Source organism: Streptomyces sp. NPDC046860, assembly GCF_040645115.1.
In the GTDB taxonomy this organism is placed as follows: domain Bacteria; phylum Actinomycetota; class Actinomycetes; order Streptomycetales; family Streptomycetaceae; genus Streptomyces.
In genome coordinates, this window is record NZ_JBEYXQ010000009.1 from 23,937 (window position 1) to 38,667 (window position 14,731).

The 14,731-nt window shown below is 73.1% G+C and carries 15 protein-coding genes; 6 read left to right on the top strand and 9 right to left on the bottom strand.

The features are described from left to right. Positions 1 to 14 precede the first annotated feature (14 nt). Positions 15 to 617 carry a hypothetical protein gene (locus ABZ898_RS15160; RefSeq protein ID WP_361657820.1) on the bottom strand — a complete coding sequence of 201 codons (603 nt, stop codon included), beginning with the start codon at positions 615 to 617 and terminating at the stop codon, positions 15 to 17. A gap of 256 nt (positions 618 to 873) precedes the next feature. On the opposite strand from ABZ898_RS15160, the gene ABZ898_RS15165 reads away from it, so the two are divergent. Further along, positions 874 to 3,666 (top strand): penicillin acylase family protein, encoded by a 2,793-nt coding sequence (locus tag ABZ898_RS15165; protein ID WP_361657823.1) that lies wholly within the window; start codon positions 874 to 876, stop codon positions 3,664 to 3,666. Between the two features lie 40 nt (positions 3,667 to 3,706). Here the strand turns inward: ABZ898_RS15165 and ABZ898_RS15170 are convergent, their stop codons facing one another. Then, positions 3,707 to 4,948, bottom strand: coding sequence for a DUF1343 domain-containing protein (locus ABZ898_RS15170; RefSeq protein WP_361657825.1), 1,242 nt, complete (start codon positions 4,946 to 4,948; stop codon positions 3,707 to 3,709). A 182-nt stretch (positions 4,949 to 5,130) separates the two neighbouring features. On the opposite strand from ABZ898_RS15170, the gene ABZ898_RS15175 reads away from it, so the two are divergent. Further along, positions 5,131 to 5,904, top strand: a complete 774-nt coding sequence (locus ABZ898_RS15175; RefSeq protein ID WP_361658396.1) for an SDR family NAD(P)-dependent oxidoreductase — start codon at positions 5,131 to 5,133, stop codon at positions 5,902 to 5,904. A 111-nt stretch (positions 5,905 to 6,015) separates the two neighbouring features. Then, the gene (locus ABZ898_RS15180) at positions 6,016 to 6,609 is read left to right on the top strand and encodes a TetR/AcrR family transcriptional regulator (RefSeq protein ID WP_361657828.1); all 594 of its coding nucleotides are present in this window, start codon (positions 6,016 to 6,018) and stop codon (positions 6,607 to 6,609) included. A 55-nt stretch (positions 6,610 to 6,664) separates the two neighbouring features. Here the strand turns inward: ABZ898_RS15180 and ABZ898_RS15185 are convergent, their stop codons facing one another. The 6 genes from ABZ898_RS15185 to ABZ898_RS15210 form a co-directional block, all read right to left on the bottom strand. After that, positions 6,665 to 7,879, bottom strand: coding sequence for an acyl-CoA dehydrogenase family protein (locus ABZ898_RS15185; RefSeq protein WP_361657831.1), 1,215 nt, complete (start codon positions 7,877 to 7,879; stop codon positions 6,665 to 6,667). Positions 7,880 to 7,885: 6 nt separating this feature from the next. Further along, positions 7,886 to 8,908, bottom strand: coding sequence for a phosphotransferase family protein (locus tag ABZ898_RS15190; RefSeq protein ID WP_361657834.1), 1,023 nt, complete (start codon positions 8,906 to 8,908; stop codon positions 7,886 to 7,888). A gap of 125 nt (positions 8,909 to 9,033) precedes the next feature. Beyond that, positions 9,034 to 9,354: a DUF202 domain-containing protein gene (locus ABZ898_RS15195; RefSeq protein WP_361657837.1), complete on the bottom strand. Its 321-nt coding sequence runs from the start codon at positions 9,352 to 9,354 to the stop codon at positions 9,034 to 9,036. After that, positions 9,351 to 9,743 carry a DUF202 domain-containing protein gene (locus ABZ898_RS15200; protein ID WP_361657840.1) on the bottom strand — a complete coding sequence of 131 codons (393 nt, stop codon included), beginning with the start codon at positions 9,741 to 9,743 and terminating at the stop codon, positions 9,351 to 9,353. The genes ABZ898_RS15195 and ABZ898_RS15200 overlap by 4 nt, the downstream gene beginning before the upstream one ends. Before the next feature lie 21 nt (positions 9,744 to 9,764). Next, positions 9,765 to 10,280 (bottom strand): NUDIX domain-containing protein, encoded by a 516-nt coding sequence (locus ABZ898_RS15205; protein WP_361657842.1) that lies wholly within the window; start codon positions 10,278 to 10,280, stop codon positions 9,765 to 9,767. Between the two features lie 18 nt (positions 10,281 to 10,298). Beyond that, entirely contained in the window at positions 10,299 to 11,192 is an 894-nt protein-coding gene (locus ABZ898_RS15210) for a DMT family transporter (RefSeq protein ID WP_361657845.1), read from the bottom strand. Between the two features lie 421 nt (positions 11,193 to 11,613). On the opposite strand from ABZ898_RS15210, the gene ABZ898_RS15215 reads away from it, so the two are divergent. From ABZ898_RS15215 to ABZ898_RS15225, 3 genes are read left to right on the top strand one after another with little or no spacing between them, the layout of a single operon-like run. Continuing rightward, the gene (locus ABZ898_RS15215; RefSeq protein ID WP_361658399.1) at positions 11,614 to 12,558 is read left to right on the top strand and encodes a hypothetical protein; all 945 of its coding nucleotides are present in this window, start codon (positions 11,614 to 11,616) and stop codon (positions 12,556 to 12,558) included. A 4-nt stretch (positions 12,559 to 12,562) separates the two neighbouring features. Then, on the top strand, positions 12,563 to 13,321 hold the full coding sequence (locus tag ABZ898_RS15220; RefSeq protein ID WP_361657848.1) for a molybdopterin-dependent oxidoreductase: 759 nt from the start codon (positions 12,563 to 12,565) through the stop codon (positions 13,319 to 13,321). Beyond that, positions 13,305 to 13,931, top strand: coding sequence for a cytochrome b/b6 domain-containing protein (locus ABZ898_RS15225; RefSeq protein WP_361657851.1), 627 nt, complete (start codon positions 13,305 to 13,307; stop codon positions 13,929 to 13,931). Before ABZ898_RS15220 ends, ABZ898_RS15225 begins: the two co-directional genes overlap by 17 nt. Before the next feature lie 31 nt (positions 13,932 to 13,962). On the opposite strand, the gene ABZ898_RS15230 is transcribed toward ABZ898_RS15225, so the two are convergent. Next, positions 13,963 to 14,727, bottom strand: coding sequence for an SDR family oxidoreductase (locus ABZ898_RS15230; RefSeq protein ID WP_361657854.1), 765 nt, complete (start codon positions 14,725 to 14,727; stop codon positions 13,963 to 13,965). Positions 14,728 to 14,731: the final 4 nt, after the last annotated feature.

Consider the following 14,731-nt stretch of genomic DNA (forward strand, 5'->3'; position numbering starts at 1 on the left):
GGTGCCGTACCCGGTCAGGCCGACATCAGCAGCCGCTCCCGCCGGGCCGAGGCCAGCGCACCGGGTGTGAGCACCGGCCGGGGCACCAGGATGCCGCAGTCCGCGCACACCGGTCCGGCGGACGGCTCGTGGTCCAGGCCGTACCGCCACACCAGCCGTTCGCCGTCGCACACCGGGCACACCGCCCCCGGCTGCCGCTCCAGCGCCCCGGTCAGCCGGTGCAGTACCTCGGCCAGCGGCTCACGGGGGTGCAGCCGCGGGTCGTCGCACCAGGCGACGCCGAAGCCGCCCCAGGTCATCCGGTGCCAGTCGTCCACACTGCCCGGCCTGCGCAGCCCGTCGTGCTTCTCCTTCCTCCGGCGTTCGGCGAACTCCGCCTCGTAGGCCAGCCACACACCGCGCGCCTGCTCCAGCTCCTCCAGCGCGGCCACGAGCCGCACCGGGTCGGGGGAGCGGTCCTCCGGGCCGAAACCCGCCCGTTCGCACAGATGGTCCCAGGTGGCCCGGTGCCCGTAAGGAGCGAACCGCTCCAGGCACTTACGCAGTGAGTAGCGCCGCAGCGCCAGATCGCATCGAGGGTCGCGCACTTGTCTCGCCAGACTTCGGAATCCGGCCATCGCCCTGCACCTCCATCACACCTGTGTCCGCTCTCCGGTCACCTCGGCGTCGCCGTACGGCTCTGGCGCGACGTCGCCGGATAGACGTGTCGCGGGCCGATCCGGCTCCATCCGATTTCCGATGCCCTCCCATAACGCGCTCCGTGTTGACCGCCGGGCACCGGCCTCAGTGGCCACCGAACTTGACGCATGTTCATCTTCGTTCGCGGGGATACCGGCGGTAACGTCCGGCCCACCCCCGTCGGGAGGAGCTGCCATGCCACGGCGCACCCCACGTAACGTGTTGTCCGACAGACTCAGAACTCCTCGCACACTCTCCGGGTTCCTGAAGACGGCGTCGATATGCGTCCTGATCGCCGGTTGTCTCTCACCGCTCGGTCAGGCGGTGGCCGCCACAAGCGCTCCCACCGCCGCGAACGACCACTGTTCCGGCCAGTGTTCGGACATCCTTCCGCCGGGTGAGAACGGCAATGCCACCCTGGCGCAGATCCTGCTCAACCAGGCTTTCGGCACCCAGCCCGCGCACGCCGAGGACCAGCTCGGGCCCTACGCGAATCTCGCCACCGGACACCCCGGCCTGACCGACGCGAAGATCAACAACTTTTTCAACGACGCCTCCTTCGGCGTCCCCGCCGACCAGGTCGCCTCCACCGAGAAGCCCGCCGGGCGCACCGACGTCACGATCGTCCGGGACCGGAAGACCGGCGTGCCGCACATCACCGGCACCACCCGCTACGGCACCGAGTTCGGCGCCGGATACGCCGCCGCCCAGGACCGGCTGTGGCTGATGGACGTCTTCCGGCACGTGGGACGCGGCCAGTTGACCGGCTTCGCCGGCGGCGCCCCCGCCAACCAGGGCCTGGAGCAGGAGTTCTACCGCCAGGCCCCCTACACCGAGGCCGACCTCCAGGCGCAGATCGACAGCGCCGTGGCCAGGAACGGCGAGCGCGGACAGCAGGCCCTCGCCGACGTCGACGCCTACCTCGCCGGCATCAACGCCTACATCGACGCCTCCGACAGCGGCCGTTACTTCCCCGGCGAGTACGTCCTCACCGGCCACAAGGACTCCATCACCAACGCGGGCACCATCGACCACTTCAAGACCACCGACCTGGTCGCGCTCGCCTCGGTCGTCGGCACCCTGTTCGGCTCCGGCGGGGGCGGCGAGGTGAACAACGCCCTCTCCCTGATCGCCGCCCAGTCCAGGTACGGCGTGGAGGAGGGCACCCGCGTCTGGGAGTCCTTCCGGATGCGGAACGACCCCGAGGCCGTCCTCACCCTCCACGACGGCCAGCGCTTCCCCTACGCCACCCGCCCCGACAGCCCCCAGGGCCGCGCCCTGCCCGACGCGGGCTCGGTCACCCAGGAGCCCCTGGTGTACGACCGCACCGGCAGCGCCGCCACCGCCAGGGCCAGGGGCACCTCCACCAGCGCCGCCAAGGACACCCTCAGCTCCGCCCGACGCGGCATGTCCAACGCCCTCGTGGTCAGCGGCGAGCACACGGCCAGCGGTCACCCCATCGCCGTCTTCGGCCCCCAGACCGGCTACTTCGCGCCCCAGCTGCTGCTGCTCCAGGAGATCCAGGGCCCCGGCATCAGCGCCCGCGGCGCCTCCTTCGCCGGCCTGAGCATGTACGTCGAACTCGGCCGCGGCCAGGACTACTCCTGGAGCGCGACCACCTCCGGCCAGGACATCATCGACACCTACGCGGTCGAGCTGTGCCAGGACGACCACCACTACCTCTACCGGGGCACCTGCACCGCGATGGAGCAGGTCGAGCGGAAGAACGCCTGGAAGCCCACCGTGGCCGACGGCACCGCGGCCGGCTCGTACGCCATGCGCGTGTGGCGGACCAAGTACGGGCCCGTGCAGTACCGGGCGACCGTCGGCGGGAAGAAGGTCGCCTACACCACCCTGCGCTCCTCCTACCTGCACGAGGCCGACTCCATCATCGGCTTCCAGATGCTGAACGACCCCGGCTACGTCAAGAGCCCCGAGGACTTCCAGAAGGCCGCCCAGCACATCAACTTCACCTTCAACTGGTTCTACGCCGACTCGTCGCACACCGCGTACTACAACAGCGGCGACAACCCCGTCCGCGCCGCCGGCGTCGACGCCGAGTTCCCGGTGTGGGCCCAGCCGGCCTACGAGTGGCGCGGCTGGGACCCGGCCGCCAACATCGCCGACTACACCCCGGCGAGCGCGCACCCCAACTCCGTCGGCCAGGACTACTACATCTCCTGGAACAACAAACAGGCCGAGGGCTACACCGCCGCGCCCTGGGGCGAGGGCTCGGTGCACCGGGGCGACCTCCTCGACGACCGGGTGAGCAGGCTGGTCGCACAGGGCGGGGTCACCCGGACCAAGCTGGTGCAGGCCATGGCGGACGCGGCCCTGGCCGACCTGCGCGCCGAGGACGTGCTGCCGGGGCTGCTGAAGGTCGTCAACTCCGCGCAGATCAGCGACCCGACGGCAGCCGCGGCCGCGGCCAGGCTCCAGGCGTGGCTGAACGCGGGTGCCAAGCGCACCGAGACGTCGGCGGGGTCGAAGAAGTACGCCGACGCCGACGCGATCCGCATCCTGGACGCCTGGTGGCCGCTGCTGGTGAAGGCCGAGTTCGAACCCGGGCTCGGCAGCGGCCTGTACGGCGCCCTCACCGCCAACCTGCCCGTGGACGAGGCGCCGTCCGCCGGACACGGCCCGACCGGCGCGCACGCCGGGAGCTCCTTCCAGTACGGCTGGTGGAGCTACGTCCACAAGGACATCCGGGCGGTCCTCGGCGAGCCCGTGCAGGGCGGACTCACCCGGAAGTACTGCGGCGACGGCAGCCTCACCGCCTGCCGGGACACCCTGCTCGGCACGCTGAAACAGGCCGCCGGGCTCACCGCCGCCCAGGTCTACCCGGGCGACGAGCTGTGCGCGGCCGGGAACCAGTGGTGCGCCGACTCGATCCAGCAGCGCGCCCTGGGCGGCATCAAGCACGGCAACATCAGCTGGCAGAACCGGCCGACCTACCAGCAGGTCGTGGAGTTCACCTCCCACCGGTGAGCCCGTGAGGGCGGCGGTCCCCGCGCGGGGACCGCCGCCCTCAGCGGTACATCAGATAGCGGGCCCGCACCCGGCGGAAGGCCGCCAGTTCCCCGCGCCAGGCGGCCGCCACCTCCGCCGCCCCGGCCCCGGCGTCGATCATCGTGCGCACCTGCTCCGAACCGGTCAGCTTGTCGATCCAGTTGTCCGGCCGCCACGCGAACCCGCCCCAGGCCCGCTTGGCCGTCACCAGCAGCGCCACCCCGGTCAGCACCGGGTCGAACGCCGCCCGGTCGTGCACATGGAGCTGCACCCCGCCCACCGTCTTCCCCGCGAACTTGGAGAACGTCGGCGCGAAGTACGCCTCGCGGAACCGCACCCCGGGCAGCCCCTCCTCGTCCGCCGCCTCGGCCCAGCGCCCGTCGACCCCCTCCGCGCCGAGGAGTTCGAAGGGGCGCGTGGTGCCCCGGCCCTCCGAGAGGTTGGTGCCCTCGAACAGGCAGGTGCCCGAGTACACCAGCGCCGTGTCCGGGGTCGGCATGTTCGGGCTCGGCGGCACCCAGGGCAGGGCGCAGTCGTCGAAGAACATCCCGCGCCGCCAGCCCGTCATGGCCACGGTCTCCAGCGGGACCGGCTTGTCCAGGAACTCGCCGTTGAACAGCCGGGCCAGCTCCGCCACCGTCATCCCGTGCGCCTGCGCGATCGGCCGCCGCCCGACGAACGTGGCGAACTCCTCGTGCAGCACCGGCCCCAGCGCCGCCCGCCCGGTCACCGGGTTCGGCCGGTCCAGCACCACGAACCGCTTGCCCGCGAGGGCGGCCGCCTCCATGCAGTCGTACAGCGTCCAGATGTACGTGTAGAAGCGGGCGCCCGCGTCCTGGATGTCGAAGACGACCGTGTCCACACCGGAGGCGGTGAAGATGTCGGCGAGCGCCTGGCCGCTCTTGAGATACGTGTCGTAGACCGGCAGCCCGGTCGCGGGGTCGTCGTAGCGCCCCTCGGAGCCGCCCGCCTGTGCGGTGCCCCTGAAGCCGTGCTCGGGGCCGAAGACCGCGGTCAGCCGGACGCGGTGGTCGGCGTGCATCACGTCCACGATGTGCCGGACGTCGCGGGTGACACCGGTCGGGTTGGTGACCACGCCGACCTTCTGCCCGGACAGCGGGGCGTAGCCGTCGGCCGCCAGCCGCTCGAACCCGGTGCGCGGGCCGTGCCCCGCACCGGCGTCCGAGGCGGGTGCCGGGATCGCGGCTCCGACCCCGGCCGTGGCGGTGGTGGCGAGCAGGCTCCGTCTGGACAGCGTCATACGAGGACCTCCCTGAGCGCGGCGGGTGTCATGACCACGGGGACGCTAGCGCCTGGCGGCCCGGCAGGGAACGCGCCGGACCGGGGCCGCCGGGGGATTCCCCTTCCCTCCGGCATACCGACTGGTTAGTCTGGCGCCGCGGCGGCCGGACCGCCGTGTGAGCCGTTGCCTTGAGGAGGCCGCTGGTGGAAGCCGTGCAGGACGCCGGAGTCGTCGTCACCGGGGCGGGCGGAGGGATCGGTGCCGCGCTGGCCCGCCGGTTCGCCGCCGAGGGTGCCCGCGTCGTCGTCAACGACCTCGACGCGGACAAGGCCAAGGCCGTGGCCGAGGAGATCGGGGCGATGGCCGTGCCCGGCGACGCCTCCGGCATCGTCGCCGAGGCCCGCGCGGCGCTCGGCGGCACCATCGACGTGTACTGCGCCAACGCGGGCGTCGCCTTCGAGGACGGGGCCCCCGGTGCCCCCCTGGACGAGCGGTCCTGGGCGGTGTCCTGGGACGTCAACGTCATGGCCCACGTCCGCGCCGCCCACGAACTGCTGCCCGACTGGCTGGAGAAGGGCAGCGGCCGGTTCGTCTCCACCGTCTCCGCCGCCGGACTGCTCACCATGATCGGCGCGCCCTCCTACAGCGTCACCAAGCACGGCGCGCTGGCCTTCGCCGAATGGCTGTCCCTCACCTACCGCCACCGGGGCGTGAAGGTGCACGCCATCTGCCCGCAGGGCGTGCGCACCGACATGCTGGCCGCCACCGGCAGCGCCGGCGACCTCGTGCTCCAGCCGACCGCGATCGAACCGGCCGAGGTCGCGGACGCCCTGTTCACGGGCATCGCCGAGGACCGCTTCCTGATCCTGCCCCACCCCGAGGTGGCCGACTACTACCAGGCCCGCGCGGCCCTGCCCGACAAGTGGCTCGGGGGCATGAACCGCCTCCAGCGGGCCTGGGAGGAGTCCCGCTGACCCGGCCCGGGCCCGGCGCGGCCGCCGCGGGATGGGAAGATCCTCCGGCGGGGGAGCGTTCCCGCGCCAGGTGACGACAGCGACACACGACGAAAGAGGCAGGTGGCGGCAGTGCCCAGGACCACGGACGGAGACGGGACGCCCGTCCCGCGGCGGCTGCTGGACGCCGCGACCCGCCTCTTCGCCGAGCAGGGGTACGACCGCACCTCGGTGCAGGAGATCGTGGAGGCCGCCGGAGTCACCAAGGGCGCGCTCTACCACTACTTCGGCTCCAAGGACGACCTCCTGCACGAGGTCTACGCGCGCGTGCTGCGGCTCCAGCAGGAGCGCCTGGACACCTTCGCCGGCGCCGACGAGCCGGTGGAGAAGCGCGTACGGGACGCGGCCGCCGACGTCGTCGTCACCACCATCGAGAACCTCGACGACGCGATGATCTTCTTCCGCTCGATGCACCACCTGAGCCCGGAGAAGAACAAGCAGGTCCGCGCCGAACGCCGCCGCTACCACGAACGGTTCCGCGCGCTCATCGAGGAGGGCCAGCGCGAGGGCGTGTTCTCCACCGCCACCCCGGCCGACCTCGTTGTGGACTACCACTTCGGCTCGGTGCACCACCTGTCCACCTGGTACCGCCCCAAGGGCCCGCTCACCCCGCAGCAGGTCGCCGACCACCTCGCCGACCTCCTCCTGCGCGCCCTGCGCCCCTGACCGCACGCGTAAGGGGCGCCCGCAACGGCGAGCGCCCCTTACGACCGCCTGCGGGCTACAGGTACTTCTTCAGCTCACGCCGGGCCAGCGAGCGCTGGTGCACCTCGTCCGGGCCGTCCGCCAGCATCAGCGTGCGCGCCCCCGCGTACAGCTCCGCCAGCGGGAAGTCCTGGCTCACCCCGCCCGCGCCGTGCAGCTGGATCGCCCGGTCCAGGATGTCCACCACCGCGCGCGGGGTGGCGATCTTGATGGCCTGGATCTCGGTGTGGGCGCCCCGGTTGCCGACGGTGTCCATCAGCCAGGCCGTCTTCAGCACCAGCAGCCGCAGCTGCTCCACCGTCACCCGCGCGTCCGCGATCCAGTTCTGCACCACGCCCTGCTGCGCCAGCGCCTTGCCGAACGCGGTACGGCCCACCGCGCGCCGGCACATCAGCTCGATGGCCCGCTCGGCCATGCCGATCAGCCGCATGCAGTGGTGGATGCGCCCCGGACCCAGCCGGGCCTGCGCGATGGCGAAGCCGCCGCCCTCCTCGCCCACCAGGTTGGCCACCGGCACGCGCGCGTGGTCGAAGACGACCTCCGCGTGCCCGCCGTGCGAGTGGTCCTCGTACCCGAAGACCCGCATGGCCCGCTTCACGGTCACGCCGGGCGTGTCACGGGGGACCAGCACCATCGACTGCTGACGGCGGATGTCCGCGCCGTCCGGGTCGGTCTTGCCCATCACGATGAAGATCCCGCAGTCCGGGTTCATCGCCCCCGAGATGTACCACTTGCGCCCCGTGATGACGTGCTCGTCACCGTCCCGCTCGATGAGCGTGGTGATGTTGGTGGCGTCCGAGGAGGCCACCTCCGGCTCGGTCATCGCGAACGCCGACCGGATCTCCCCGGCCAGCAGCGGCTCCAGCCAGCGCTTCTTCTGCTCGTCGGTGCCGAACTGCGCCAGCACCTCCATGTTCCCGGTGTCCGGCGCCGCGCAGTTCAGCGCGGTCGGCGCCAGCTGCGGGGAGCGGCCGGTGATCTCGGCCAGCGGCGCGTACTGGAGGTTGGTCAGCCCGGCGCCGTACTCGGAGTCGGGCAGGAAGAGGTTCCACAGACCCTGCCTGCGCGCCTCGGCCTTCAGCTCCTCCACCACCGCCGGGGTGTCCCAGGGGGAGGCCAGCAGCGCCCGCTGCTCCTCGGCGACCGGCTCGGCGGGGTACACGTGCTCGTCCATGAAGGCGAGGAGCCTGTCCCGCAGTTCCTCGGTGCGCGCGTCGAACGCGAAGTCCATCTTTTCTCAGCCTTCCTGAAGGGTGGTCAGTCCGTGGTCGATGAAGACGGGCACCAGATCCCCGATGCGGTCGAAGCCGCGCCCGACCGTCTGGCCGAGGGTGTACCGGTAGTGGATGCCCTCCAGGATCACGGCGAGCTTGAACCAGGCGAAGGCCGTGTACCAGTTGACGTCCGAGACGTCCCGCCCGGAGCGCTCCGCGTACCGCTCGATCAGCTCGGCGGGCGTGGGGTGGCCGGGGGCCTCGGCGGTGGTGGAGACGGGGGAGCGGGTCATGCCGAGCGGCCGGCTGTACATCACCAGCAGGCCCAGGTCGGTCAGCGGGTCGCCCAGGGTCGACATCTCCCAGTCGAGGATCGCCTCGATGCGGTCGCCCTCGCCGATCAGGACGTTGTCCAGGCGGTAGTCGCCGTGCACCACGGCCGGGGCCGGGGAGGTGGGCAGGGAGCGGCCGAGGGCCGCGTGCAGCTCGTCCACGCCCGCCAGTTCGCGGTTGCGGGAGGCGTCGAGCTGCTTGCCCCAGCGGCGGAGCTGGCGGTCCAGGAAGCCCTCGGGGCGGCCGAAGTCGGCGAGGCCCACCTCGGCGGGGTCCACCGCGTGCAGCTCGACGAGCGTGTCCACCAGCGACAGCACCGCGTCCCGGGTGCGCTCCGGGCCGAGCGCGGCGAGCTGGTCCGTCGTGCGGTACGGGGTGCCCTCGACGAACTCCATGACGTAGAACGGCGCGCCGAGCACCTCGTCGTCCTCGCACAGCAGCACCGGCCGGGGGACGGGCACCCGGGTGGGGTGCAGGGCGCTGATCACCCGGTGCTCGCGCCGCATGTCGTGCGCGGTGGCCAGCACATGGCCGAGCGGGGGCCGTCTGACGACCCAGCGCGAGGTGCCGTCGGAGACGGCGTAGGTGAGGTTGGACCGGCCGCCCTCGATCAGCCGCCCGGTCAGGGGGCCCGTCACCAGGCCGGGCCGTTCACGGTCGAGCAGCGCGCGCAGCCGGTCGAGATCCAGTCCGGGCGGGTGGTCGGCGCTCATTCAGCACTCCTACGAAGGGGCGAACAGGGACGCGTCACATGATGCCGACCGGTCGGTATGTCGTCCAGTGTGTTCACCGGAACCGTCCTGTGAGACGGCGTACAGGGGCGGCACGGAGACCGCCCCTAGGTCACCAGTACCGCCGCGCACACCGCCAGCGCCACCGCGCATCCCGTCGCCGCCCACGCCAGGCGCGGTGTCGCCGCGGCCGGCTCCGGGCTCGCCGCCAGGGTGCTGATGCGCAGATGGGCCAGCGCCAGGAAGGCCAGCCAGCACAGGCAGCACAGCAGGCACAGCACCGCCCCCGTCAGCGGACTCGCCGCGCGCACCGCCGCACGCATGGCCAGCACCGCGGTCACCGTGCCCGACAACGTCGTACGCCGCCACGCCAGCCGGGTGCGCTGCGGCTGCAGCCCGGGGTCGCCGGCCGGAGCGGTCCCGGTCATCCCGCCCATCCGGCCAGCACCACCACGACCATCGCCACGGCCACCACCGCGACCAGCAGACTCAGGAGCGCCGGGAACCGGGACACCGGCAGATCCTCGCCCCGCCGCATCGCCTGCTCGCAGCGCACCCAGTGATGCACCGCGCGCAGCGCGCACAGCACCCCGGCGCCCAGCAGCGCCAGCGCCAGCCCCACCCGCCACGCCCAGCGCAGATGCGGCAGGAACTGGTCCACCGCGAAACCGCCGCCGATCAGCGCCAGCGCGGTCCGCAGCCAGGCCAGGAAGGTCCGCTCGTTGGCCAGCGAGAACCGGTAGTCCGGGGTGGTGCCCTCGTCCCGCACCCGTTCGGGCGCGAACCAGAGCCGGGCGTTGCGCACGAATCCGCTCACACGCCGGACCCTACCGGCCCCTCACCCGGCCGCCCGGAACCCCCGCAGCCGCTCGTGCGCGGCCAGTCCGTCCGGCACCCACTCCCACGCGCCGAGCCGCTCGGCCACCTCCTCGTCGGTGAGGAAGGCGTGCCACTGCACCTCCTCCGCCTGCGGCCGCACCGGAAGCTCGCAGCGCACCTCGTACACCGCCGACCACCAGCTCAGCCCCGCCCCGTCCTCGTAGAGGAACTTGAAGAGGAACGCCGGCTCGGGCAGCCCGCTCACCCCCAGCTCCTCCTCCGCCTCGCGCAGCGCCGCCTCGTCGTAGGACTCGCCCGCCCCCACCACGCCGCCGACGAACAGGTCGTACAGCGCGGGGAAGACCAGCTTGGTGGCGGTGCGCCGGTGCACGAAGAGCCGGCCCGCCGCGTCGCGGACCTGGATGAAGACGCAGCGGTGACGCAGCCCCCGGGCGTACGCCTCACCGCGCGGGGCCTGGGTGACGACACGGTCGTGCTCGTCCACGATGTCGAGGATCTCGTCGGCGGGATTCATGCCCGCCATCCAAGCAGCTCAGTTCCGCTGGAGATCCCGCACCGGCCGTTCCTCGGCCGCACCGCACGGCATCGCCGGATGCATCCCCAGCAGCACGATGCCCGCGACGATCGCGGCGAGCCCCGCCGCCTCCCAGGCCAGCGCCCCGGTGTCGGTGTGCAGCCGGTCGCCGAGGAAGCCGACCCCGCACAGGATGCCCGCCAGCGGCTGCGCCGCGGTCAGCGCGGGCAGCGACATCCGCAGGGGAGCCGTCTCGAACGCGCTCTGCACCAGCAGCAGTCCGGTCACCCCCAGCGCCAGCACCGCGTACGGATGCCCGCCGGTGAACAGCTCCGTGAAGCCGCCCTCCCGGAAGCGGATGCTGCTCACCCGGGTCAGCGCGTCCTGCACGCCGTAGAGAAGCCCGGCGGCCGTCGCCAGCAGCACCGGGCTCCACGTGGTCCGCGACCGTTTCGCCCAGCCGGCCAGCGCCAGAGCCACCCCCACCATCACACCGAGGATCAGCCAGTGCCGTACCGGATCGGTGACTGCGGTGCCGCCGCGGGGGCGGCCCGCCAGGATGAACGTGCTCACCCCGCCCGCCAGCAGCACCAGCCCCGTCCAGCCCTGCCGGCCCACCGGCTGGCCGGTCTGCCGGCGGGACAGGGCGAGCGCGAACAGCAGGTTGGTGGCGAGCAGCGGCTCCACCAGCGAGATCTCGCCGTTGCCGAGCGCCACCGCGCCCAGCGCCATGCCGGCCACCATCAGCGCCGTACCGCCCAGCCAGCGCGGCACCCGCATCAGGTCCAGCAGCAGCCGGAAGGAGAGGAAGTCGCCGGGCGGCGCGTCGCGCGCCACGTTCTGCTGGAGCACGAACCCGAACCCCAGGCACCCCGCGGCACCCACGGCGAGGAGGACTACCGGAACGGACACGCTGCGTACCTCGATCATCGGCCGGGCCACGAATGCGTAGTGGCCGACTGTAGCGCCCCACAAGGGCATGACTGGGGAGAGTGCCCGAAACGGCGCACGTTTCGGGGGAACCGTCCGGTCATGTTCCGGTGCCCCGCCCTCCGGCGCCATGGCGTACGCCACAACCGCCGCCCCCCGGACCGGCCTGTCCGGCGCCGACCTGGGCACCTGTGTCCCAAGTGCCCATGCTGCCGCGGTGGTTGAACCCAGCAACACCCTGATTCCGCTTGACGCAAACCAGGGCGGGGAGTTTGCTGTGAGTGATCGGCCGATGGCAGCCCGAAAAACAGGAAGTCCTGCGGTGCCCCTGACCCCGCCCCCGCCCGTCACAGACCGGGCCCCCGCCCCACCGCCCGGCGGCACCGCCCCCGAGCACCCCGGCATCTTCGACGCCGCTCTCGGCGACGCCGAACTCCACGCCGCGCGCGCCGCCCTGTCCCAGGACCGCCCGCACTCCGCCCGCTCGCTGCTGCCGCACACCGGCGACGACTGGGACCGGCGCGGCCACCGCGCCACCGTGCTCGCCGCCGTACCCGGCGCCCACACATGGGCCGCCCACTGGCTGCTCGACGAGCCCGGCTCCGCCGACGCCGCCACCCTGCTCGCCCTGGCCCTGGTCCACCGCGCCCTGGCCGGCCAGGAGGACCCCGGCCGCGCCCGCGCCGCCTGCCGCACCGCCGCCGGGCTGGCCCCCGCCGACCCCACCCCCTGGCTGGGCCTGCTCATGCTGGCCCGCGCCCAGGGCCCCGAGGCGGACCTGACGGCCGCCTTCCAGGAGCTGCGCGCCCGGCATCCCGAGCACCACCACGGCCACCACCTGCTCATCGCCGCCCTCGCCGAACGCCCGCCCGGCGGCCCCGAGTCCCACGAGGCGTACGACGCGGCCGAGCGTGCCGCCGCCGAGGCGCCCGCCGACTCCCCGCTCGCCGTCCTCCCGGTCGTCGCGTACGCCGAACGCCACCGCGTCCTCGCCGCCGCCGGCCTCGCACCGGCCGTCCCCGGCCCCGCCCCCTGCGCCCACTGGAGCGGACCCCGGGCCCGCCGCATCCTCGCGGGCGCCTTCGACTGGTGGCTGGAGTGGGAGCACGACGAACACCCCAGACGCCACATCGACCTCAACCACCTGGCCTTCGCCATGTCCGCCGCCGGCCGCCCCGCCGAGGCCGCCGCCCTCTTCCAGCGCATCGGCCCCCACGCCACCCCCGCCCCCTGGTCCTACACCGGCCAGGCCCCCCGGACCGCCTTCCACCGGGCCCGCGCCCACGCCCTGGCCCTCGGCCGGACCCACGCCACACTGGCCCCGGCGGCCCCGGACGTGCTCGAATGACGACGTGACCCCCGATCCGGACCGGCACACCCCGGCCGAAGCCCCCGACGACCCCGACGCCCACGGCAAGCCCGTCGGCCGCCGCGTCTTCCTCGGCACCCTCGGCCTGGGCGCGCTCGGCGTCGCCACCGCCCCCTGGCTGCAACGCGGCGCCGAACGCACGCTCGGATCGCTCTCCGGACAGGACCCCACCGGACTGAGCGGCCTGCTCCCCAACGGCGGCGGCTTCCGGTACTACTCCGTCGCCGCGTCCGTCCCGCGCAAGAGCCCCGCCGACTACCGGCTCACCGTCGACGGCCTCGTCGACCGCCCGCGCGCCTACACCCTCGCCGACCTGCGCGCCCTGCCCCGCACCCGGCTGACCAGGGACGTCCAGTGCGTCACCGGCTGGCGCGTGCCGAAGACGCCCTTCGAGGGCGTGCGGCTGGACGACCTGCTGGAGGCGGCCGGAGTGCGCCGCACCGCGAAGGCCGTCCGCTTCACCTGCTTCGACGGCACCTACACGGAGAGCCTCACCCTCGACCAGGCCCGCCGCCCCGACGTCCTGGTCGCCCTGCGCATGCAGGGCGAGGACATCGGCCACGACCACGGCGGCCCGGTCCGCCTGTACGTCGCCCCGATGTACTTCTACAAGTCCGCCAAGTGGCTCTCCGGGATAACCGTCACCGACCACGTCCAGCCCGGCTACTGGGAGACGCGCGGCTACGACGTCGACGCCTGGGTCGGCCGATCGAACGGACGGACCGATGACCCTACGAGCTGACGCCCCGGCACCCGCCGCGGCCCGCGTCCGCCGCTTCACCCCCGCCGAACGCTGGGTGCACCGCACGACCGCCGCCCTCATGGCCGTCTGCGTCCTGACGGCCGCCTGCCTGTACGTGCCCCAGCTCGCCGTCCTGGCCGGACGCCGCGAACTCGTCGTACGCGTCCACGAATGGGCCGGACTCGCCCTGCCCCTGCCGGTCCTGCTGGGGCTCGCCTCCCGCGCGTTCCGCGCCGACCTCGGCGCCCTCAACCGCTTCGGCCCGCACGACCGGCGCTGGCTGCGCGCCGCCCTGCGCCGGGACAAGCGGTACACGGAACGCCCCGCGGGCAAGTTCAACGCGGGGCAGAAGCTCTACACGGCCTGGATCGCCGGAGCCGTCCTGGTGATGCTCGGCACCGGCCTGCTGATGTGGTTCACCCACCTCGCCCCGCTGGTGTGGCGCACCTCGGCCACCTTCGTCCACGACTGGCTGGCCCTCACCGCCGGAGTGGTCCTCGCCGGACACATCGGCAAGGCGCTCGGTGACCCCGAGGCGCGGCGGGGACTGCGCACCGGCACCGTGAGCCGGGAGTGGGCTCAGCGGGAACACCCGCTGTGGCGCCGCTGAGCGCGGAAGAGCGTCAGAGCACGCGGACGCGTCAGAGCACGCTCGTCATGCCGCCGTCGACGTAGAGCACCTGGCCGGTGACGAAGTCGGCGGCGGGGGAGACCAGGAACAGCAGCCCGCCGACCAGGTCCTCGGTACGCCCCCAGCGCCCGGCCGGGGTCCGCCCCCGCACCCACGCGCTGAACTCGGCGTCCTCGACCAGCGGCCGGGTCAGCTCGGTCTCGATGTAACCGGGCCCCAGCCCGTTGACCTGCACGCCCCGCGGACCCCAGTCCGCGCACATGCCCTTGGTGAGCATCTTCAGCGCGCCCTTGGCCGCCGCGTACGGCGCGATGCCGGGGCGGACCACCTCGCTCTGCAGCGAGCACACGTTCACGATCTTGCCGCGCCCGCGCTCGGTCATCCGCCGGGCGGCCTCGCGCCCGGTGAGGAACGCGCTGGTCAGATTGGTGTCGAGAACGCGGTGCCAGTCGGAGTCGGTGAACTCCAGCAGCGGCGCCCGCAATTGCATCCCCGCGTTGTTGACGAGGATGTCGAGCGGGCCCACCCGCTCCTCGACCCCGGCGATCCCGGCGGCCACGGAGGGACCGTCGGTCACGTCGAACACCGCCGTGTGCACCCGGTCGCCCGGCAGTTCCGCCGCGGCCCGCGCGAGGCGCTCACCGTCACGTCCGTTGAGGACCACGGTGCAGCCCGCCTCGGCGAGACCACGGGCCAGGGCGAGTCCGATGCCCCGGCTGGAACCGGTGACCAGGGCCGTACGGCCGCTGATGTCGAAGAGAGGGTGAGCCGTCATCGCC